This window comes from Actinomadura sp. NPDC047616 (assembly GCF_040642915.1).
Taxonomy (GTDB): Bacteria; Actinomycetota; Actinomycetes; order Streptosporangiales; family Streptosporangiaceae; genus Spirillospora; species Spirillospora miaoliensis.
Window position 1 is genome coordinate 131821 of record NZ_JBEYTB010000019.1, and the last position, 18809, is coordinate 150629.

24 protein-coding genes and 1 pseudogene are annotated in these 18809 nt (G+C 70.4%); 8 read left to right on the top strand and 17 right to left on the bottom strand.

Annotated elements, in window-relative coordinates; translation table 11 throughout:
* Positions 1 to 69 precede the first annotated feature (69 nt).
* Both ABZ801_RS35260 and ABZ801_RS35265 read right to left on the bottom strand, forming a co-directional pair.
* Positions 70 to 804: a dienelactone hydrolase family protein gene (locus ABZ801_RS35260; RefSeq protein ID WP_360706527.1), complete on the bottom strand. Its 735-nt coding sequence runs from the start codon at positions 802 to 804 to the stop codon at positions 70 to 72.
* Between the two features lie 404 nt (positions 805 to 1208).
* Positions 1209 to 1598, bottom strand: coding sequence for a helix-turn-helix transcriptional regulator (locus ABZ801_RS35265; protein WP_360706530.1), 390 nt, complete (start codon positions 1596 to 1598; stop codon positions 1209 to 1211).
* 113 nt (positions 1599 to 1711) lie between these two features.
* Here ABZ801_RS35265 and ABZ801_RS35270 point away from each other — a divergent pair, with 113 nt between their 5' ends.
* Genes ABZ801_RS35270 through ABZ801_RS35290 form a run of 5 tightly spaced genes read left to right on the top strand, consistent with a single transcriptional unit; the run spans position 1712 to position 6097 of the window.
* Positions 1712 to 2239, top strand: a complete 528-nt coding sequence (locus ABZ801_RS35270) for a DUF4242 domain-containing protein (protein ID WP_360706533.1) — start codon at positions 1712 to 1714, stop codon at positions 2237 to 2239.
* Between the two features lie 15 nt (positions 2240 to 2254).
* Positions 2255 to 3316, top strand: a complete 1062-nt coding sequence (locus ABZ801_RS35275; protein WP_360706536.1) for an acyl-CoA dehydrogenase family protein — start codon at positions 2255 to 2257, stop codon at positions 3314 to 3316.
* The gene (locus tag ABZ801_RS35280; RefSeq protein WP_360706538.1) at positions 3298 to 4038 is read left to right on the top strand and encodes an ABC transporter ATP-binding protein; all 741 of its coding nucleotides are present in this window, start codon (positions 3298 to 3300) and stop codon (positions 4036 to 4038) included. Before ABZ801_RS35275 ends, ABZ801_RS35280 begins: the two co-directional genes overlap by 19 nt.
* On the top strand, positions 4035 to 5207 hold the full coding sequence (locus ABZ801_RS35285) for an ABC transporter substrate-binding protein (RefSeq protein ID WP_360706541.1): 1173 nt from the start codon (positions 4035 to 4037) through the stop codon (positions 5205 to 5207). The genes ABZ801_RS35280 and ABZ801_RS35285 overlap by 4 nt, the downstream gene beginning before the upstream one ends.
* Positions 5204 to 6097 (top strand): ABC transporter permease, encoded by an 894-nt coding sequence (locus ABZ801_RS35290; RefSeq protein WP_360706543.1) that lies wholly within the window; start codon positions 5204 to 5206, stop codon positions 6095 to 6097. Before ABZ801_RS35285 ends, ABZ801_RS35290 begins: the two co-directional genes overlap by 4 nt.
* Here the strand turns inward: ABZ801_RS35290 and ABZ801_RS35295 are convergent.
* From ABZ801_RS35295 to ABZ801_RS35320, 6 genes are all read right to left on the bottom strand, one after another.
* Entirely contained in the window at positions 6090 to 6533 is a 444-nt protein-coding gene (locus ABZ801_RS35295; RefSeq protein ID WP_360706546.1) for a hypothetical protein, read from the bottom strand. The two genes, ABZ801_RS35290 and ABZ801_RS35295, sit on opposite strands and share 8 nt — an antisense overlap.
* A 260-nt stretch (positions 6534 to 6793) precedes the next feature.
* Positions 6794 to 7429, bottom strand: coding sequence for a TetR/AcrR family transcriptional regulator (locus ABZ801_RS35300; RefSeq protein WP_360706630.1), 636 nt, complete (start codon positions 7427 to 7429; stop codon positions 6794 to 6796).
* Positions 7430 to 7685: 256 nt separating this feature from the next.
* Positions 7686 to 7916, bottom strand: coding sequence for a hypothetical protein (locus ABZ801_RS35305; protein WP_360706548.1), 231 nt, complete (start codon positions 7914 to 7916; stop codon positions 7686 to 7688).
* A gap of 251 nt (positions 7917 to 8167) precedes the next feature.
* Positions 8168 to 8737: a suppressor of fused domain protein gene (locus ABZ801_RS35310; protein ID WP_360706551.1), complete on the bottom strand. Its 570-nt coding sequence runs from the start codon at positions 8735 to 8737 to the stop codon at positions 8168 to 8170.
* Positions 8734 to 9138, bottom strand: coding sequence for a hypothetical protein (locus ABZ801_RS35315; RefSeq protein WP_360706553.1), 405 nt, complete (start codon positions 9136 to 9138; stop codon positions 8734 to 8736). The genes ABZ801_RS35310 and ABZ801_RS35315 overlap by 4 nt, the downstream gene beginning before the upstream one ends.
* A 448-nt stretch (positions 9139 to 9586) precedes the next feature.
* Positions 9587 to 10477 carry a phosphotransferase gene (locus ABZ801_RS35320; RefSeq protein ID WP_360706556.1) on the bottom strand — a complete coding sequence of 297 codons (891 nt, stop codon included), beginning with the start codon at positions 10475 to 10477 and terminating at the stop codon, positions 9587 to 9589.
* A gap of 75 nt (positions 10478 to 10552) precedes the next feature.
* Between ABZ801_RS35320 and ABZ801_RS35325 the strand changes: the two genes are divergently transcribed.
* Positions 10553 to 10750 (top strand): hypothetical protein, encoded by a 198-nt coding sequence (locus ABZ801_RS35325; RefSeq protein ID WP_360706559.1) that lies wholly within the window; start codon positions 10553 to 10555, stop codon positions 10748 to 10750.
* A gap of 160 nt (positions 10751 to 10910) precedes the next feature.
* On the opposite strand, the gene ABZ801_RS35330 is transcribed toward ABZ801_RS35325, so the two are convergent.
* The 6 genes and pseudogenes from ABZ801_RS35330 to ABZ801_RS35355 all read right to left on the bottom strand — a co-directional run bounded on the left by ABZ801_RS35330 (position 10911) and on the right by ABZ801_RS35355 (position 13939).
* On the bottom strand, positions 10911 to 11201 hold the full coding sequence (locus ABZ801_RS35330; RefSeq protein ID WP_360706562.1) for an MFS transporter: 291 nt from the start codon (positions 11199 to 11201) through the stop codon (positions 10911 to 10913).
* On the bottom strand, positions 11198 to 11371 hold the full coding sequence (locus ABZ801_RS35335; protein ID WP_360706564.1) for a hypothetical protein: 174 nt from the start codon (positions 11369 to 11371) through the stop codon (positions 11198 to 11200). The genes ABZ801_RS35330 and ABZ801_RS35335 overlap by 4 nt, the downstream gene beginning before the upstream one ends.
* Positions 11368 to 11517: a hypothetical protein gene (locus ABZ801_RS35340; RefSeq protein ID WP_360706566.1), complete on the bottom strand. Its 150-nt coding sequence runs from the start codon at positions 11515 to 11517 to the stop codon at positions 11368 to 11370. The genes ABZ801_RS35335 and ABZ801_RS35340 overlap by 4 nt, the downstream gene beginning before the upstream one ends.
* Positions 11518 to 11572: 55 nt before the next feature.
* Complete coding sequence (locus ABZ801_RS35345; RefSeq protein WP_360706569.1) at positions 11573 to 12109, bottom strand: hypothetical protein; 537 nt, start codon at positions 12107 to 12109, stop codon at positions 11573 to 11575.
* Between the two features lie 733 nt (positions 12110 to 12842).
* Positions 12843 to 12986 (bottom strand): annotated as a pseudogene (locus ABZ801_RS35350) (DNA-binding response regulator); the annotation flags it as partial.
* 2 nt (positions 12987 to 12988) lie between these two features.
* Complete coding sequence (locus ABZ801_RS35355; protein ID WP_360706633.1) at positions 12989 to 13939, bottom strand: histidine kinase; 951 nt, start codon at positions 13937 to 13939, stop codon at positions 12989 to 12991.
* A gap of 278 nt (positions 13940 to 14217) precedes the next feature.
* On the opposite strand from ABZ801_RS35355, the gene ABZ801_RS35360 reads away from it, so the two are divergent.
* Together ABZ801_RS35360 and ABZ801_RS35365 are read left to right on the top strand one after the other, a co-directional pair.
* Positions 14218 to 14493 carry a DUF3040 domain-containing protein gene (locus tag ABZ801_RS35360; RefSeq protein WP_360706572.1) on the top strand — a complete coding sequence of 92 codons (276 nt, stop codon included), beginning with the start codon at positions 14218 to 14220 and terminating at the stop codon, positions 14491 to 14493.
* 123 nt (positions 14494 to 14616) lie between these two features.
* Entirely contained in the window at positions 14617 to 15924 is a 1308-nt protein-coding gene (locus ABZ801_RS35365) for a cation:proton antiporter (RefSeq protein WP_360706575.1), read from the top strand.
* Between the two features lie 167 nt (positions 15925 to 16091).
* Here ABZ801_RS35365 and ABZ801_RS35370 read toward each other — a convergent pair whose 3' ends face one another.
* From ABZ801_RS35370 to ABZ801_RS35380, 3 genes are all read right to left on the bottom strand, one after another.
* Complete coding sequence (locus ABZ801_RS35370) at positions 16092 to 16496, bottom strand: NAD(P)-binding domain-containing protein (protein ID WP_360706578.1); 405 nt, start codon at positions 16494 to 16496, stop codon at positions 16092 to 16094.
* Between the two features lie 117 nt (positions 16497 to 16613).
* The gene (locus ABZ801_RS35375; RefSeq protein WP_360706581.1) at positions 16614 to 17498 is read right to left on the bottom strand and encodes an RNA polymerase sigma-70 factor; all 885 of its coding nucleotides are present in this window, start codon (positions 17496 to 17498) and stop codon (positions 16614 to 16616) included.
* A gap of 71 nt (positions 17499 to 17569) precedes the next feature.
* The gene (locus ABZ801_RS35380) at positions 17570 to 18532 is read right to left on the bottom strand and encodes an NAD(P)-dependent oxidoreductase (protein ID WP_360706584.1); all 963 of its coding nucleotides are present in this window, start codon (positions 18530 to 18532) and stop codon (positions 17570 to 17572) included.
* Positions 18533 to 18809 lie beyond the last annotated feature (277 nt).

Genomic DNA, 18809 nt, shown 5'->3' on the forward strand with positions numbered 1-18809 from the left:
ACCCGCCGATGACCGCCCAGCTCGGCGATCATTGACCGCACCCGGCTGGCCATGGATCGAAGGCACCCTCTAACTGCCGGCCAGAGTGCGGTGCAGGAGAGGGAGCAGGCGGTCCCAGTGGCGCTGCAGGCCAGCGGGATCGAAGGCATCGGTGTCGGACATGGTGAAGCCGTGGACGGTCCCGGGGTAGATCTCGGAGGTGTAGCTGACGCCCGCGTCGTCCAGGACCTGGTTGAGCTCGCCGAGGGCCTCGGGTGTGATGTCGGTTTCGGCATGGCCGAGGTGGACCTGAGCGGTGATCTTGGAGAGGCTGTCGGGCCCGTCGGCACCCGCGGGGGCATGGAACGCGGCGACGGCGGCCACTTGGCCGGGGTGGGCTGCGGCGGTGCGCATCGCCAGGAGGCCGCCGATGCAGTAGCCGATCACCGCGACCGGCCCGGCGGCGACCTCGGGCTGCGTGGTGAGGAACCTGAGGTAGGCATCGGCGTCGCTCAGCGAACGTTCGGCGGTGTGCGCCTCGATCATGGGCATCAACTGGGCGAAGACCGTGGACCGGTGCTCCTCTCCGATGTGCTCGGGAAGGTCCAGCACCGGCGCCGGGCCGTGCCGGTAGAAGAAGTTGGGGACGAGCACGTAGTACCCGTGCCCGGCCAGTTCGCAGGCCATTTCCCTCAGCACGGGCCGGATCCCGAAGCCGTCCGCGTACATCAGCACCCCGGGGTGCCGATCGCCACGGTCGGGGAAGGCGGCGAAGGCATCGGCCTGGCCGTCCGCGGTGGGGATCTGCAGAGCCTTGGTGGGCATGACGTCTCCTGTCGTGGTTGATGTGTCGAGCTCGTGATCAACACGACGGAGGCGGAGCCCGCGCGACAGCGCGACATCCTCGATCGAACAGCGGGGCCGCACCGGCCCGTACGGCGCTCAGAAGAGCACCGGGTCACCAATCCGTGTGTGGCGCGATGCCGTCCCGGTAATCATCGCCGCACAGCATAGCGCTGGCCGCAGCCTCCTCAACCCCGGAGTACAGCCGGTCGGTGTACAGGCCGTCGTCCTGGTACGCCTGCCACGCTTGGCTTGGGCTGCTCGCCGACACGGGCCTGACCGCCTGCCACGCCGCGGCCAAGGCCGCGCGCCGGCTGACCCCGCTTCGTCGGCGGTGTCGGCGGGGCGGGGGGCCGCCGTGCCGGCACCGACGTGGGCGCGTTGTTTCACAGGCCTTCGGCTTGTGCCGTTGCGGGCTCGCCGGGAGTGTCGCGCGGGGCCGTGCCCGCGCGGATGGCGGACAGCAGGCCGGGGAAGCGGGATTCGATGTCGTCGCGGCGCAGGCTCACGGCGGTGCGGTTCCCGTACTGCTCGACCGTGATCAGTCCCGCCTCCCGGAGCACCCGGAAGTGGTGGGTGCGCCCGGCCTTGCCGACGGGCAGGCCGAACCACGAGTACGGGCGGACGCTGCCGGGCGGCTGCCCCACCAGCGCGGCGACCACCCGCAGGCGGTTCGGGTCGGCCAGGGCGCACAGGATCTCGGTGAGGTCGAGTTCCTCCCGCCGTGGATGTCTGAGCGCCTGCGGCGGCGCGTGCTGCGGCGTCTCGGTCGTCATCGGGCGCGGGTCCACTCCTCGTCGAGGTACGACGCCCACCTTACTTTCCGGGGCGAGCATGAGGTACGGTGAGCATCGTACTAAGCAATGCCGATAGATTTAGTAGGTATCTCATGGCTCTCCAGCTCGTCGAGTTCACCGTCGAGGACGCCACCCGCGCCGCCGCCGACCGGCTCATCCTCGCCGCCGCCGACGCCCTGCGCGCCGGCGGCGCGGAACTGATCGAGGCCCAGGTCCCCGTCGGCCACGACCACGTGTTCCTGATCGCCGACGAGCCCGCCCCCGACACCGTCGCCGACGCGCTGCGGCGGGCGGGGATCGTGTTCGACGACATCGCCGAGGTCCGCCTGGTCGGCGCCGACCTCGCGGAGGTCAAGGCGCACGCCGGGCAGGCGGGCTACCTCGTGGAGTGGGACCTGCCGGCCGGTCTCAGCATGGACAGCTACCTGGCCCGCAAGGCGGAGAAGGCGCCGCTGTACGCCGAGGTGCCCGAGACCAGGTTCCTGCGCACCTACGTGCGTGAGGACATGGGCAAGTGCCTGTGCATCTACGACGCGCCCGACGCCGCGGCGGTCGAACGCGCGCGCAAGGCCGTCGACACGCCCATCGACCGGCTGCACGAACTCGACCGGCGCTCCTGAGCGGGAGCGGCGGCGATGAGCACCACGAGTACCGCCGACCTCCTCCCCCGGCAGGACGAGGAGGTCACGGCGCGATTCCTCGCCCGTGCCGCGGCCGTCGACCAAGGCGATGACGACGTCCGCCCGGGCCTGCGCTGGCTCGGCGAGCGCAACCTGCTGGACGTCGGCGCTCCCGATCACGGGGACGGGCGGCTGCTCCCGTTGCTGGGCACCGTGGAGAGCGTGGCCAGGGGCTGCCTGAGCTCGGCGTTCACCCTGTGGGCCCAGCGGATGGCGGTGGAGTACCTGAGCCGGGCGCGGCCCACCGCGCTGACCGAGGAGTTCCTCGGCGCGCTGCGTACCGGCCGCGTGACCGGGGCGAGCGCGATGGCGCCGGCCATGAAGGAACTGTCCGGCCTCGGCCGGATCCGGACGGTGGCGCGGAAGGTCCCCGGCGGGTACCGCGTCGACGGGCCGATCCCGTGGGCGTCCAACCTCTTCCCCGGCGCGATCATCGTCCTGCCCGCACGCCTGGACTCCCCCGGGCACGACGGGCGCGTGATCGTGGCGCTGCGCGTCGGGGACGAGGGAGTGCGGGTCCGCCCGTTCCCCACTCTCCTGGCGCTGAACGGCACGGCCTCGACCTCGGTCGAGCTGCGGGACGTCTTCGTCCCGCAGGAGGCGGTCCTGTCGACCGATCTTCCCTCGTTCTGCTCCAGCGTGCGCACCACCTTCCTGCTCATTCAGACGGCCTTCTGCTCGGGCCTGGCCGCCGAGTCGCTGACGCAGGCCGGGCAGTCCCTCGACGGACCCGACGTCGTGTTCGCCGACGACCTGCGCGCCCTCCAAGCCGCCCTGGCCTCGGTGCGCGAGCGGCTCGCCCGGTATGCCGCGGCACCGCCGGCACCGGCCGAGGTCACCCGGCTGCGGCTGGACGCGGCCGGCACGGCGGTCTCGGCGACCCGGCTGGAATCCGCGGTGAAGGGCGGCGCGGGGTTCCTGGCGGCCGGTCACACCGCGCGGCGGGTCCGCGAGGCGGTCTTCCTGCCCGTCCAGTCGCCCACGGAAGGACACCTGCGGTGGGATCTGGAACGCTAGAGATCCGCGCCGGGCACAAGGCGTACTCCGGACGCCGCGTTCTGAGCGACCTGAACCTGCGGGTGGAGCAGGGGCACACCCTCGCGGTCCTGGGCGCGAGCGGCAGCGGCAAGTCCACGCTGCTGCGCCTGCTGGCCGGTCTGGAGGAACTGGACGAGGGCGAACTGGTCTCCGGGGGCTCCGGCGGCACCGGCCCGTCCATCGGCATGGTGTTCCAGCGCCCCCTGCTCCTGCCGTGGCTGACCGTGCGGGAGAACGTCGAACTGGGCCTGCGTTACCGGGCCAACCGGGCCGCCGATCCCGGCCGGGTCCCCGAGATCCTCGGCTGGCTGGGCCTGGCGGAGTTCGCCGACTCGCCCTCCGACCGGCTGTCGGGAGGCCAGGCGCAGCGCGTCGCCATCGCCCGCGCGCTGGCGATCCGTCCCGACGTGCTTCTGCTGGACGAGCCGTTCAGCGCGCTGGACCCGCTGACCCGCGAGGCGCTCCAGAACCGGCTGCGCGCCCTGATCGTCGAGATGGGGCTGACCTCCGTCCTGGTGACGCACGACGTCGCCGAGGCGATCTACCTGGGTGACCGGATCGCGCTGCTGGACGGCACCGGCGCCGTCGGCCACGAGTGGAACGGCGCACCCGGAGACCGGGACTCCGTCCGGGCGGACGAGTTGCGCGCGCGGATCCTCGGCCGGTACGAGAGCGTCCTGCCCGCCAGGGCCGGAACATGAGCGGCGCCGTGGACCGCCGCGCGCTGCTCGGCGGCGGGCTGGGGCTGGGCCTGGCCGCCGGGCTGGGAGCCGCCGTCGGCGCCGGGCGCCCGGCCGGCGCGGGCACGGCGGGCGGGGCGCTGCGCATCGGCTATCTGCCGATCACCGACGCCTCCCCCTTGCTCATCGCCCATCGCCGCGGGCTCTACGACCGGTTCGGGGTCCGGGTGGCGCAGCCGGTGCGCTTCCGCAGCTGGGCGGAGCTCGCCCAGGCGTTCGTGGCGCGGAAGGTGGACGTCGTCCACCTGCTCGCCCCCTTCGCGGTGCAGCTGCGTTACGGCCTGGGCGCCCCGGTCCGGATGCTCGCCTGGAACCACACCAACGGATCGTCCATCACCCTGGCGAGCGACATCGCCGACCTCGGCGGCCTCGCCGGGCGGACGTTCGCCATCCCCTACTGGTGGTCGATCCACAACATCCTCGCGCAGCGGCTGTTCCGTGCCGGCGGGCTGCGGCCGGTGCTGCGCCGGAGCCCGACGCGGAGCAAGGGCGAGGTACGGCTGGTGGTGATGAGCCCCAGCGACATGCTTCCCGCCATGTCGAACGGCGTCATCAGCGGATACGTGGTGGCCGACCCGTTCAACGCCATGGCCGAGGTGCGCGGTGTCGGCAGGATCCACCGCTTCCTGGGCGACCTGTGGCGCGACCACGCGTGCTGCGTGGTCGTGGTGAACCAGGCGACGATCGACGCCGCTCCCGACCGGGTGCAGCGCTTCACCAACGCGCTCGCCGCCGCCCAGCTCGACATCGCCGCGAACCGGCCCGCCGCGGCGGCCGCCCTCGCCGGCGGCTACCTGCCGCAACCCCGGCCGGCCATCGGCAAGGCCCTCGGCTACCGGAGGGAGGACTACGAGCGCACCGGCGCGATCCGCCGCCGCGACTGGGAGGGGCAGCGCATCGGCTTCTCCCCCTTCCCCTTCCCCAGCTACACCTCGGCGCTGGTCGAGGCGATGGGCGGGACCCTGGTCGACGTCGACACGCGCTTCCTCGACGGGCTGGACCCGGCCCGGGTGCACGGGGACCTGGTCGACGACTCCTTCGTACGGCGGGCCATCGAGACGTCCGGGTCCCCCTCGGCGTTCGGGCTGCCCGCGTCACTCACCCGCGTCGAAGAGGTGAACGTCTCATGACCACCGGAACCGAGCGGCCCCCGCGCCGGGCGCTCCCGGTGCTGGTTCCGATCCTGGTGCTGGTCGCGCTGTGGTGGCTGCTGACCTCTGTCCTGGCCTCCGGCCACGTCGTCCTGTCGGGGTTCGCCCCGCAGCGGGCCGTGCCCGCGCTGTACGAGGCGGCCGTGCACGGTCAGCTGTTCCCTGACACCGCCGCCAGCCTGTGGCGGCTGTTCCTCGGCCTGGCGATCGCGGCCGCGTGCGGAGTACCGCTGGGGCTGTTGATCGGGCTGGTCCCCGCCGTCGAGCGGGCCACCCGGCCGCTGTTCCACTTCCTGCGGATGATCTCGCCCCTGTCGTGGGCGCCGGTCGCGATCGCGCTGTTCGGGATCGGCCACCGCCCGGTGTACTTCCTCGTCGCCGTCGCCGCCGTGTGGCCGATCATGCTGAACACCGCCGCCGGGGTGCAGGCGATCGACCCCGGTTTCCTGCTGGTGGCCCGCTCGCTGGGGGCCACGCCGGCCGAACGGCTCCGCACGATCGTCCTGCCCGGGGTGCGGATGCCGCTGCTGACGGGACTGCGCCTGGCTCTGGGAACCGCGTGGATCGTCATCGTCCCGGCAGAGATGCTCGGCGTCGACTCCGGGCTGGGCTATGCGATCCTCAACGCCCGCGACCAGCTCGCCTTCGACCGGCTCATGGCCGTCATCCTCTGGATCGGCCTTCTCGGCTACCTGATGGACTCCTGTTTCCGGACCCTGCTGTCGAGCGGCACACGGTCGCCGTCCGAGAACCGCCCCGCCGCCCGGAAGTCCGCCCGCGCCGGGCGATCGGAACCCGCCGGACGATCCGAACCGGCCGGGCGACACGCGACGCCGCCGACAGGGCGACCTTCGTCTTCAGCTACTTGACCTCGTAGACGGCGACCGCGGCTTCGGCGCGCTGTTCGGCGGTGAGCGACGGGCCGGTGTCCAGTGCCGCCTGCAGCGCGTCCCCGGCGCGGTCGGCGAGCAGCGCGGCGGTGCGGATCTTCGCTGCACACCTCCCCTCCCCACGCTCTGCAGGATGCAGGGCAGGCGTCGTCGGTCGCGCTGTCCGCTCCCGGGGTCTCCCCCGGCATCGCGTGCAGGCGCGTCCAGTCGAGCGCCTCCTCCAGCGCGCCTTCGGCGGCCCCAACGTAGAAGTTGACGAAGACCAGCTGCCAATGCCGGGTGACGAGGGGGTGAAGGTGCGCCCGGTGAGCGGGTCGGGGCCGAGGATTTCGGCGCCTACGACGCCGGTGTCGTGGAACTCGACGCCGGAGTCGGTGAGGCGCTGGCCCACGTCGTTCCAGTCGCCGAGTGCCATGCCCGCAAGCCCTCACGTCCGGCGGGCAGCGCGATGAAGACGAGCTCACCCTCATCGGCGGTCACCGACAGGTGGTCGAGCGATCAACACGGGCCGCTCCACTCAGCACCTCGCTCTGCCGAGACTGCACAAGTTCGAAGGCCGGCGCCCAGTGACCGGAACGACAACCGCCACCGAAAACACAGATCACTCGATCAACGGCTCCTGCCAGTCCCGCGGGCCTGGCGTTGCCGCGGAACAGGACCCGGCATGTGCGGTGCTCATCGCCGTCCCGTTGGCGGGGTCTTCGCCGAGGGGACGGCCAAGGCGGCGAGCTGGTCGGCGAACGCGTCCAGGACGTCCATCGCTTCCTCAGTGTTCCGGTCTGGGAGCCAGTTCAAGAACAGTCCGTCGATCACCGTCACCAGCAGGCGGGCCAGTGTGGGCATGGGCAGTGACCATTTGATCCCTGCCTGTTCGGCGACGAAGGCCAGATAGTCGGCCCCCTGCTTGTAGTAGCTCTCGTACTGCCGTCGCGCGAGTTGTGCTCTGGCTGGGTCATGCAGCGCGTACGTGGTGAGCTCGTAGGCCACGAGGTGCTCGTCGGGGCGCTCGCTGCCGGCCTCCCAGACGGCCCTGAGGCCCAACCTGAGGTTGCGGTCGAGGGGCGCGTCCGGGGACCACACGGCGCGGGCGGCTTGGACCATGTCGCTGACGATGCTTGCGGCCAGCTCGCCGAGGAGTTCGTCCTTGGACCGGAAGCAGTAGTGGAACGAGCCGCGCGGCATGCCGGCCTCGGCGGCGATGGCCCTCGTCGAGGTAGCCGCGATCCCGTCGCGGGCCATCACCCTGGCGGCCGCCGCTTGAGCAGCCAGACGGCGGCGACTGAGGCCAGTTGTCGACAGTGACGGCTCCAGCTTCTGCGGTTCGAATACGTAGGCAGCAAGGCGTCACCAGTTCGGACCAGGCCTACCTCTCTCACTGTGTAGCCGCATCACGTCCCGCCAGGTGGACGACGCAGTGGCTGAACCAGGTCATCGTCGAGTTGCAGGCGTGTGCACTGCTGCTGCGGTGGCCTTGACGACCTCACGTACCGTCCGAACACGCGGTCGGGTCTGCGGAGCGGCCAGGCGTCGCCAGAAGTAGGCCAGCATCGACGGATCGAAGGCGGTGTCATGAAGTCCCAGCCCGCACGAGCACGTTGCCCTCGCCGTGCCGCGGTGGCGGCGGGGCCGCCGCGCTCCAGGACGGTCCCCGGCAGCCCGGCGCGGGCCAGTTCGCGGCCTCGATGCCGTGCAGCGGACGCAGGTCGACCGCCGCCCCGCGCAGCACCTCCACCTCGGCGCCGCGCACCACAGTCGGGCCGGAGGGCAGCCGCTGGTCCAGCAGGTCGGAGATGGGCACCTCCAGCCCCCGCGACAGGCTGTGGTCGGGTCGCCCGCGCCCGCCTCCAGCTGCGGCAACGTGGCCTTGCCGATCTTTAATCGGCGGAACAACTCCGACAGCGACAGCCCCCACCCGACCCGGGCGCGCCGGAGGTTGGCCGCCAGCACGTCCCGCACCGGCTCCCCAGCACCGCCCAAGCGCGCGTCTCACCTCGCCTTTCGTCGTCCCGGACACGCCGCTCGTTCGCTGTCCCGAGCGGCTGTGAGGGTTCAGACCACCGAGGCCCGTGTGACGTCCCATACGGGGGTCTTGTGCTCCCAGAACAGCTCGAACAGCGCGTCCTCGTCGGCGTTCCCCACATGGGCGGCCTCCCCGGCGCTGATCGGCAGCAGGGTGATGATCTGCAGTTCCAGGCCGCCGGAGTCCTTCTCGATCAGGTCGAAGCCGTTGCGGAAGAACATGCTCGGGGCGCCGAGCAGGGCCTGCATCCCGGTTCCCTCGACGAAGGGCTCGGAGTTCTCGAAGACGAAGCCGTACTGGACGAAGGTGTCCGGGTTGCGCAGCATCATCCGCGCCATGGAGCCGACGAGGTACCGGGCGATGTGGCGCTGGTCCCCCCGCAGTGTGCAGGCCAGTTCCAGCGGCGCGAGCGCCTTGATCGGCGCGGTCCGCAGCCCGTCGGTGATCACGGTGGTGAAGCCCGGGTCGGCGAGGTGGAACTCGTGCAGGCCGAAGCCTCGGTCCTCGCCGTCGGAACCTTCCGGCCAGGTCTCCACGAGTTCGCCGAGGTGCCGCTTGAGGTGATCGAGGTAGCGGTCGTGCGCGCCGGTGTCCGTCACTGCCGTTCCCTTCGGGACGTCGATTTGAAGCCGATCATGGTAGTGGCGTCCGCAGGGCCCGCGCCCGGACCGGAGAAGTGCCTCATCATGGTGTCGTTGATCGCGCTGGCGGTGGAATGGCTGCTGACCCCTTGGTGGGCGCTCCCCGCGCTGACCGTCGCCGCAGCCGGGCTGGTCTGAGCGCACGTCCGCGTCCGGGTGCCGCGTGCCCGCGCGGCCGTGAGGTCGCAACCGGCGATGTCGGGCCCGATGCCGGCGCGGCCGATGCCGGCGAGCGCCACCATCGGCTGGCCGACCTGCAACGGCGCCACGGCGGAGGAGTGGAGGGCGACCGGCTGCGGCGGTTCAAGGTGATCGCGGAGGCTGAGATCGAGGGCGGGACCGCTGCTGCGCTCCTCCATCCGGATTGCACCTGTGGAACCTTCCTGACCTGCACCTATTGATCAGCATGAAGATCGGCCCGGAGATCGGGGCTGCCTTGTCGCCGCCGCGATGAGAACACATCAACTTCCACGGGACGTACCCGTTCAACCGTCCGAAAGTCAGCCGGTTGCGGGACCTGCGCGACCCCGCCGCCGACAACGACCCGGAGCTGTGACGATCGGCGCGGTGTTGTGGGAAGTGGTCGATGAGGACTTCGGGCCGCATGTCGACGCGTCGGCGCATCTGGCGGGGTTACGCGCGGCGGTCGGGGGTTCAACACCGAGAAGACCTACGCCGGCTGGACTGCGTTGTACTTGTCGTATTGCGTCGCCCGGGGCGGCCCGACCGGCCGCCCTTGTTCGGGGTCATTTCACGCACTCTTCGGCCCTGCTGCCTTGCGTCTGTCGTCGCTGAACGGCCCGAGGATCAGGGTCGGAGCCGGTGGAAGATCTCGATCCGCGTGTGGTGGTAGTCGAGGTCCTCCTGGTCGTGCCTGACACCGCGGGCGACGGACTGCTCGAAGTAGGCGGCCTCTCTGCGCATCTTGTGCCTGATCAACTGGGCCAGCGCCTCGTCGTCGAGGTCTCCGGCCGTTCCGCCCTCGTCCAAGTAGGCATCGACGAACCGCCGTGCCAGGTGAAGCTGGTCCTCTCCCCATTCGGTCGCGGCCGCGGCCAGTTCGTACTCGGGAGCGCCCACGAAGGACTCGTCCCAGTCCAGGATGGCGGTGAGCACGTCGCCATGGACCAGGGTGTTGCCCGCGTAGTAATCGCCGTGCAAGGGGTGACGGTTCGAATGCGTACGGTGGAACTCTGCGAGCCAGAGATCCAGATCGGGGTCGTCGAGGCCGCCGTGCCCCCCGGGACCGTCCTCGGCTCCGAAAAGCCCGTACTCCGCGAAGGACCGAACGGGGCGAGGTGCCGGGCGGGCCGTGGACAGGGCGTTGTGGAGACGGGCCAGAAGACGGGCCGCCTGGAGCGCATGCTCCGACTCCCGCGGCCAGCGCCCTTGGACATAGGGCCACAGCGATACCGGCCGTCCTTCAACCCGCGTAACGGTAGCGCCGTCGAACGTGGTCAGCGGTGCGACGGCCTCGGGTATCCGGGCGGCGGCGTGCCGACCGACCGCGTGACACCATTCCGCTTCCTCGGTGCCGCGCCACTCAGGACCGATGCGTACGACATGGTCCCCGAGTCGATACGCGACCGACTCTTCACCGCCATGCAGCCGCAGCGCCTCCCCATGGCCGTCGACTCCCCACTTCTCCTTGACAGCTCGCCGGACGGATGCGGTCAATGGGATCACCGCGTAGATCATGTGCCCACTCTACGAACGCCCGCCGGCTGGACGTTGATCGCCTGGCTCCAGGTGCAGCGGCCGGCTCATCAGCTGATGGTGCTGGTAGCTGCCGACTCCCAGGCGGGCCGGGCGAATGCCCTGCTGGTCGCCTACCCGGCGAAACTGGTGGCCACCGCGTTGAAAAAGTCTGCTGCAGGCGGCCCTCGGCACATTCGGCGGCCGCTCAGCCGGTTCCGGCAGGCCGGGCAGTGGGACGCCCAGCCGGTCCCGGAACACAACCCCGCCGAGTAGACGTCAGACCAGCCGCCTGACGGACGTTGACGGCCCCGAAACCGCCGACCGTTATGACACGGTACGGCTGTAGTACTACATCTCCAGGCCCGAGGGCTGTGTCAAGGACGCCTGCGTGATCGGGCCCGCGATCGAGGCGTAACGACGACGGAGCGCTCGATCATCTCGAGCGCGGCGGTCTTGGCGCGTTGCAACGGAGACGGGCCGGCAGCAGCGCGCCCAGCATGGCGGTACCAAGGACACCGCCGACCTGCCGAATGGTGCTGGAGACGCCGGAGGCCGCCCCCGCCAGTCGGGGATCGACGCCGTCCATGGTGGCCTGCTGCAGTGGTGCGAACGTGGCGCCGCTGGCGATCCCGATGATGGTCAAACCGGGCAGCAGGTTCCACGCGCTGCTGGTGGGGCCGGTCATGGCGACCAGCACCAGGGGGCCTACGGCCAGCAGGGTCATCCCGGCCTCAGGATGTACTTGCCGCCGAACTTGTCCGACAGCCGTCCGGCGTAGGCCGAGCCGGCCGCGGTGAGCACGACGTTCGGCAGCACCACCAGGTCGGTCTCCAGCGCCGAGTACCCGTGGGCCATCTGCAGGAACAGCACCAGCACGAACATGATGCCGATCATGCTGAACTGGCAGACGAACCCGACCTCGTACCGACCGCGAAGTTGCGCACGCCGAACAGGGCCAGGGGCATCAGCGGCTCGTCGCGCCACCGGTGCTGCCACAGGACGAACACCACCAGCAGCACGACGCCCAGGGCGATGATCAAGGGAATGGTGACCGGCCCGGTGACAGGACGCCTCCTAATTCAGTGACGTAGGAGGTCAGTTCCACAGCCGGAACAGCGTGGTGTCACCTCCCAGATTCGCGGCCAGACGGACCGCGTCAGGCAGCGGGGTCTTCAACTGCAGCAAGTGGTAGTAGAAGACGCTCACGAAGGCGATCGCGGCTGTCCCCTCCAGATAGTCCTCGGGGGCGATGTATGCCGAGCAGCCACCCCTCATGAACGCCTCGGCGAAGGCCTCGGTGCCGGTCATGCATCCCGTGCTCACCACCAAGGTGCCGGAAAGGCGAGTGAGCTCAGCCGCGTTCTCCGGGGTCAGCACGTCGTTGAAAGGCTGCGAGCGTGCGATCTCCGGGGCGAGCTCGTCGAGGAGGATGCCGCGCTCATCACCATGGCAGCACAGGACAAGGTGCTCAGCACGGCTCTGACGCCCGCCGAGCACATCAGCGAGATGCTGGGGAGCCCCGATGGGCAGCAGGCGTACGTCGGCACCGTACTCGGCCAACAGGCCCCGCAGCGCATGGGGCTCGCCGCCAGTGTGACCGATGGCGACTACATCGATGGTCGTGGAAAACAAAAATTATCCTCCTTGTGAAGCAGTTGCACGGACACGCATCCGCCGCGATGGGGGACTCAGCATGGCCGAGCAATTCATTTGATCACACAAGGGGGAACGGCGCGTCCAGACCAGGGCGAGGACGACACCGCCGGGACCGACCACCGTTCCCCCGAATGCCTGCGAGCACGCCCGGTGCTGACTGCCGCCCCCGATGGCCCCGAGTCGCACAGCAGGGCCGTCGAGGACTAGGGAGCGATGTAGCAACGGAACGGAAAGTCACGCTAAGAAGCGCGTGCGGGCCGGCCCTGACGTGACTGGGCGCTGTGGGCGATGTTGCGTGACAACAGGCCATTCACCCTCCTCTCACCGGCGTCGCCAACGGCTTGACACGACCATTGAGATCCGCCGCTTGCGCATCCGTCGGAGATCCGCAACGACATCCACGGAGTATTCATGCCCTGGCCGCCGCCATCATCTGCTGGCGACGCCTTGTGAGCTGATTCTGTTAGCACCCTCCGTGAGCAGTGGCTCGCGAGTGATCGCTCAGTCTCGTACGATTCGAGCATGGAAGAACTCATCAACCTTCGACACGACAGCCTCCGACGCTTTCTCAAACGCTGGCACGGCATTATGGAGAGCAATGGGAATCTCATTGCACCTGGGATACAAGGCATCCCCATGAAATAGCGGATGTCCGCGCTCGGCAGGTCTGGGTCGAGCGGCGCCGACAGCCCGGGCCGGCCCCTGTGCGGGCGGCTTCGAGGGCCTCGGCGCCGTTGCCGGCTTCGGCGACCACGGTCAGGTCAGGCTCGGCATCGAGGATGAGGCGCACTCCGCGGCGGACCAGTTGGTGGTCGTCGGCGAGCAGGATGCGGGTTTCGTTCGCCTCGGGCATGGTCAGTGGCTCCCGTGGTCGGTAGGAACGACCAGACGCACCTCGGTGCCGCTGCCGAGCCCGGGGCCGAGGGTGAGGTCGGCGCCGATGAGCAAGGCGCGTTCGCGCATACCGCTGATGCCGGCGCCTTCAGGAGCGCCGTGAATGCCGTGGCCATCGTCGCGGACGCTCAGCTCCACACCGGCGGGAGTGAGCTTGAGGGTGACGTCGACGGCGCGGGCGCCGGAGTGGCGGGCGGCGTTGGTCAGGCTCTCCTGGGCGACGCGGTAGACGACGAGTTCGGTGTCGTGGTCCAGGGGCGGCAGATGGGCGTCGATGTGGTGGCGTACGGACATCGACGGACCGGTGAATTCGCTGGTGAGGGCTTTGAGGGAGCTGGTCAGGCCGAGTTCTTCCAGGACGCCGGGGCGTAGGCGACGGGCGATGCGGCGGATTTCGTCCAGGCTGGCGCGGGTTGTTTCCTGGACGTCGTGCAATTGCTCGCGTACGGGGGCGGGGGCCTGGTCGGCGACGCGTTTGAGGTCGAGCAGGACGGCGGTGAGACTCTGGCCGATCTCGTCATGGAGTTCTTGGGCGATGCGATGCCGCTCGGCTTCCTGCGCTGAGAGGGCGCGGCCGCTGCTGGCGGCTCGTTCGGCTTCCAGACGGCCGATCATGGCGTTGAAGGCCGTGACCAGTTCTGCGATCTCGCCGTGCCCGGAGGCGACCGGCCTGGGACCAGGGCGCAGCAGGTCGACGGTGGCCATGCTGCGCGCCAGCCGTCCCAGCGGGCCCAGCCCGAAGCGCAGCAGGAACGCGTTGGCGATCAACATCACGGCCAGTCCCGAAACCAGGATGACCGCCTCGGTCAGCAGCACCGGGGTGGAGACGGTGACGGGGCCGAGCAGCAACAGGGCGGTGGCGGCCAGCAGGACCACCGCGTTGAGGAGGAAGATCCGCCAGAACAGGGGCATCGTCACCGACTCTCCTCCCGTCGCTCGGCCGGTGGCTGGGACCGACCCTGCTCGCGCACCGGCGTACGTGTCTTCGCTGCCGTCGAAAGGGCCGTTCAGCCTTCATGACCAGCCTGAGGGGTGCGGTGCGCTGATGTCCATCGGTGCAGACGTCCATGCGACGGCCGGTTGTGGGGGTGGAGACCTGCGGAAATGGGTGCTGGGCCCGATGGTGATCCCGCAAGGCGGCGTGTGACGGTGGATGGACCCGCTTTGCCGGGCCCTCGGAAGGAGGAGTCATGGCGCAGCCCGGTAGGAATCCACTGCACGATCTCGAAGCGCAGATGCGGCGAAGCGACCCCCGTTTCGCCCGCGGTCGGGACACAGGAAACCCGCGCCGGCCGCGACGGCGCGGCTGGGCCTGGGCTCTGCTGGCTCTCTCGTTGGCGACGCTGGCCGTGGGCATGGTGCTGCCTCACGGGATGCTCCTGGCATCGGGCCTGGTCACCGCAGGGGTGGCGACGTATCTGCTCTCGGCACCACACGCCCCGGATCGCTCCGGCCTTCACTTATGAGCCCGGTGCATCCCACTCCGGCCATGATCACTCGGGCCTGACACGCCCGGGAACAGAGGAGGACGTTCCACTCCCGTCAGTTGCGACAGCCTGCGCCCACCCCACTGCGGAAGGTGGTGACCCGTGGGACATGCTGACACCTTGCTCGCCATGGGCGGCGCCTTCCTGGCCGCCGCCGTCTTCGCCCGCCTCGGCAGGCGCATCGGCCTGCCGACCATCCCGCTGTTCATGCTCGCCGGCATCATGCTCGGCCCGCATACTCCGGGCCTGGTCCTGGTGGAGGACGCGCACGACTTCGAGATGCTCTCCGCGCTCGGGCTGGTGCTCCTGCTGTTCTACCTGGGGCTGGAGTTCCAACTCGACGATCTGAGGAGCGGCGGCAGGCGCCTGCTGACCGCCGGCGGCATCTACCTGCTGCTGAACGTCGGCGCGGGCCTGGGATTCGGGTTCGCTCTGGGGTGGGGGGTACGGGAAGCCCTGGTGCTCGCCGGCGTCCTGGGCATCTCCTCCTCCGCGATCGTCACCAAGGTCCTCATCGACCTCGGCCGCATCGGTCGCCCCGAGACCCGCTTGATCTTGGGCGTCACCGTCGTGGAGGACATCTTCCTCGCCCTGTACCTCGCCGCGCTTCAGCCCGTCATCAGCGGCGCCCAGGGCATCACGGAAACGATCCTCCAGGCGGCCAAGGCGTTCGGATTCCTGATGGTGCTGGCCATCGCCGCCCGCTACGGCACCCGCCTGATCGGACGTCTGGTCGCGGTGCGCGACAACGAACTGTTGGTCATCAGCTTCCTCGGCGCCGCGATCCTCATCGCCGGTGTCTCCGAGGTCCTCGGGGTGGTCGACGCCATCGGCGCCTTCATGGTCGGCCTGATCCTCGCCGGCACCCCCTCCGGGCCGCGGATCCGCGAACTCGTGCATCCGCTGCGCGACGCCTTCGCCGCGATCTTCTTTTTCGCCTTCGGCCTGGCCATCAACCCGGCGGACATCGCCTCCGTCGCCGTGCCGGTCGCCGCCGCCGTCATGCTGACCATCGTCATGAACGTGGCCGCGGGACTGTTCGCAGCACGCCTGTACCGCTACGGCCCCCAGCCCGCCGCGAACATCGCCACCACGCTCCTGGGACGTGGCGAGTTCGCGCTGATCCTGGCCGCCATGGCCGCCAGCGCGGGACTCGACGGCCGCCTCGCCCCGTTCATCGCCAGCTACGTCCTCGTCCTCGCCGTCCTCAGCCCCATCGTCGCCGGGCGCGCACACCTGCTCGCCCGCGCCCTGAAGGCCGCACAGTCCCTGCTACCCGGCGGCCGAGCCCGCCACACCACGGCCGCTGGCACCCACGCCGACCTGGCGCCTTCCCTGCCCGAGACCACCGCCACCGGCGACATCACGCCCTCGCCCTCATCCGCCCTGTCCGCGGAAGCGGAGCGATAGCACCAGCCCGGAACTGTCAGGACTGCTGCACCGCCTCGTGCGCATCCAGGAAGGCCGCATCCCTGTTCGCCGTGGCCGTCGGCGATCCGGCGATCCATCAGTTCCCTGACCTGGCGCATCCGCACGGCTTCCACGCCGACGGACTCCCCGGTGGTTGGTCATGTCGTTCACCAGCGCGACCTGGACGCGGAGCGGACCGAGAGCCGGTGGGCAGTCCCGCTCGCGACCGTTTTGGCGATCGCGGTCAGCAACTGATGAGCCGCCAGCGAGCCGGCGACACGCTCGGCGCGCGCCTGGGCAGGTGAGCCGCTGGTGGGGTTCACCAGCGCCCTGCCCGCGACCGCGGCATCGACGGACCCCAGTATCTCGTCCACCGCCGTGCCGTCGAGTAGGCAGACCACGACGGGCGGGCTGGCCGCCATCGCAGCCGCCGTGGCACCGGCGGCGACCAGCGGCGCGCTCCTGCTCGCGGTCCGGTTGCAGACCGTCGTGCGATATCCGCGTTCGACGAACGTCCTGGCGATCGCCGAGCCCATGGCACCGAGATCGAGCACGGCACCGAGATCGAGCACGGTGACCCGGCTCGCCCGGTGGTGGGGTGGTCGGTCCTCGCCGTCGTCGTCACGGTGATCCCTTTCGCGTCGGAGGGATGACCGCGGGCTCGACTCGGGAAGAGCGCCCAGCAGCGGTCATGCTGTGTTCGCCGGGGCGATACTCGACAGCTTGTCGGGGTTGAGGATGCTGAAGATCTCGTGGATGCGTCCGTCGCGGATGCCGAAGGTGACCAGCTGTCGCTGGCCGCCGATCACGGTCCAGATCGCGGGCTCGCCGTTGGCCTCGGTCAGGCGGGCCTCCTCCAGCGGATACCGGGACATCAGCCCGGCCACGAACGCCAGCACCTTGGCGCGGCCGACGACCGGACGCAGGGCGGCGCGCACCTTGCCGCCGCCGTCGTTGTAGGCGATGGCGTCCTCGGCCAGCAGTTCCGCCAGCGCCGTCACGTCGCCGTTCTGCGCGGCGCCCAGGAAACGCTTGAGGAGTTCGGTGTGGTCGCCGGTGGCCGGGGTGAACCGGCCGCGGCCGTCGGCCAGGCGTCCCACCGCACGGTGATGCCACTGCCGGCAGGTCGCGGACGGGCTGCCGAGGATCTCGGCGATCTCGTCGTAGGGCAGGTCGAAGGCCTCGCGCAGCACGAACACCGCGCGTTCGGGCGGCGACAGCCGCTCCATCATGTGCAGTGTCGCGTACGAGAGCGTGTCGCGCAGCTCGGCGGTGTCCAGGGGGCCGAACGCCCGGGCGTCCACCGGTTCGGGCAGCCACGGACCGGTGTAGGACTCGCGGGACGCCCGCGCGGAGCGCAGCTGGTCGAGCGCCAGTCGCGTGACGACCGTCACCAGGAACGAGCGGGGCTCGCGGACCTGCTCCCGGTCGATGTTCGTCCAGCGCAGGTAGGCCTCCTGAACCACGTCCTCGGCGTCCCACATGCTGCCCAGCAGCCGGTACGCCAGGCCGAGGAGGATCCGGCGGTGCTCTTCGAAAACCTCGACGGCACCGTCCCGTGCGCCACTGGTCATGTTCGGCTCCCTGGGCTCGGCCGTCGCAGGCCCCGCGGCGGCGGGGCCTGCGGGTTGCGCGGGCACAACGCTCACGCGGCCTGGGCCATTCCGCCGGTTGTCCGGCCGCCCAGCTCGGCGGCGAACCCGTCGGTCACCGACGCGTAGCGGGGACGCCAGTCCAGCCGCAGCCGGGCCCGGGAGTTGTCGGCGCCGCGCAGCCGGTTCATGAACGCCACGCCCCAGCTCCCGACCGCCAGCCGGGCCAGCGCGGCGGGCGCCCTCCTCGGCGCCGGGGCGCCCAGGATCGCGGCCAGCTCCGGCAGCCATTCCCGCAGCGGCGCGGGCCGGTCGTCGACGATGTTGAGCACGCCGGTGACGTCGGGCTTGTCCAGGGCGGCGGCGACGGCGGTCGCCACGTCGTCGGCGTGGGTGAAGGAGAACACCGCGTTGCCGCCGCCGACCAGCGGCACCTTCCCGGCCCGCACCCGCCGGACGAACGATCCGTCCGCGGCGTAGATCGAGCCGAGCCCGTACAGGTGGCCCAGCCGCAGTACCAGCCCGCCCGCCCGGGTGGTCAGGCGTTCCAGCTCGACCAGGGCGTCCAGCACGGACGCGAACTGCTTGGGCGTGCCCGTGCGCCACAGTGGGGCGTCCTCGTCGGCCAGGCCGTCGCCGGGCTGGTAGGCGTAGGCCAGGCCCTGGCTGATCAATCGCGCTCCGGGCGCCGCCTCGATCAGGTTCTTCGTGCCCTCGGTGCGCAGCCGGTTGGTCAGCGCGAAGTCGCGCGCCAGATGCTTGGGATCGATCTCGGCCGGGATCGCGGTGAGCATGTTCACCACCGCGTCGGGGGCGGCCTGCCGCACCGCGGTGCGCAGCCCGTCCCGGTCCAGCGCGTCGGCGACCACCACCCGCGCCCCCGCCGCCTCCAGCGCGGCGGTATCGCCTCCCGGCCGAACCAGCCCCAGCACCTCGTGTCCCACGGCCGACAGCAGCGGCACCATCTGGCCGCCGATCACTCCGGTGGCTCCCGCGACGAGAACTCGCGTGATCACTCCTTGGTCCGTCCCGGCGGCCGCGCCGGGACTACCTCGCGTACGGCAACCAGACGGGGCAAGCCCTCTCGACGTGACAACCGAGGCAGTGATCTACATCACAATCCCCGTGCACGGCGAAATGACCGGGAGCCGTACCCCCTGCTGGCTCAAGCCGAGGCACCGTCCGGCACGCGCCGCCAGCGCCGATGACTGCCAGCAGAGCACCGATGACCTGCTCGGCGAGTTCGCGAGCATGACAGTGGTTCCGCAACGCCCTGACCGAGTACATCCAGCG

What these genes read in the sequence shown, in the direction of transcription:
- ABZ801_RS35260 (WP_360706527.1), bottom strand. Translation starts at nt 804, where the DNA reads ATGCCCACCAAGGCTCTGCAGATCCCCACCGCGGACGGCCAGGCCGAT.
- ABZ801_RS35265 (WP_360706530.1), bottom strand. Translation starts at nt 1,598, where the DNA reads ATGACGACCGAGACGCCGCAGCACGCGCCGCCGCAGGCGCTCAGACAT.
- ABZ801_RS35270 (WP_360706533.1), top strand. Translation starts at nt 1,712, where the DNA reads ATGGCTCTCCAGCTCGTCGAGTTCACCGTCGAGGACGCCACCCGCGCC.
- ABZ801_RS35275 (WP_360706536.1), top strand. Translation starts at nt 2,255, where the DNA reads ATGAGCACCACGAGTACCGCCGACCTCCTCCCCCGGCAGGACGAGGAG.
- ABZ801_RS35285 (WP_360706541.1), top strand. Translation starts at nt 4,035, where the DNA reads ATGAGCGGCGCCGTGGACCGCCGCGCGCTGCTCGGCGGCGGGCTGGGG.
- ABZ801_RS35290 (WP_360706543.1), top strand. Translation starts at nt 5,204, where the DNA reads ATGACCACCGGAACCGAGCGGCCCCCGCGCCGGGCGCTCCCGGTGCTG.
- ABZ801_RS35295 (WP_360706546.1), bottom strand. Translation starts at nt 6,533, where the DNA reads ATGGCACTCGGCGACTGGAACGACGTGGGCCAGCGCCTCACCGACTCC.
- ABZ801_RS35315 (WP_360706553.1), bottom strand. Translation starts at nt 9,138, where the DNA reads ATGGAGGAGCGCAGCAGCGGTCCCGCCCTCGATCTCAGCCTCCGCGAT.
- ABZ801_RS35320 (WP_360706556.1), bottom strand. Translation starts at nt 10,477, where the DNA reads ATGATCTACGCGGTGATCCCATTGACCGCATCCGTCCGGCGAGCTGTC.
- ABZ801_RS35325 (WP_360706559.1), top strand. Translation starts at nt 10,553, where the DNA reads ATGGTGCTGGTAGCTGCCGACTCCCAGGCGGGCCGGGCGAATGCCCTG.
- ABZ801_RS35330 (WP_360706562.1), bottom strand. Translation starts at nt 11,201, where the DNA reads ATGACCCTGCTGGCCGTAGGCCCCCTGGTGCTGGTCGCCATGACCGGC.
- ABZ801_RS35335 (WP_360706564.1), bottom strand. Translation starts at nt 11,371, where the DNA reads ATGATCGGCATCATGTTCGTGCTGGTGCTGTTCCTGCAGATGGCCCAC.
- ABZ801_RS35355 (WP_360706633.1), bottom strand. Translation starts at nt 13,939, where the DNA reads ATGCCCCTGTTCTGGCGGATCTTCCTCCTCAACGCGGTGGTCCTGCTG.
- ABZ801_RS35360 (WP_360706572.1), top strand. Translation starts at nt 14,218, where the DNA reads ATGGCGCAGCCCGGTAGGAATCCACTGCACGATCTCGAAGCGCAGATG.
- ABZ801_RS35375 (WP_360706581.1), bottom strand. Translation starts at nt 17,498, where the DNA reads ATGACCAGTGGCGCACGGGACGGTGCCGTCGAGGTTTTCGAAGAGCAC.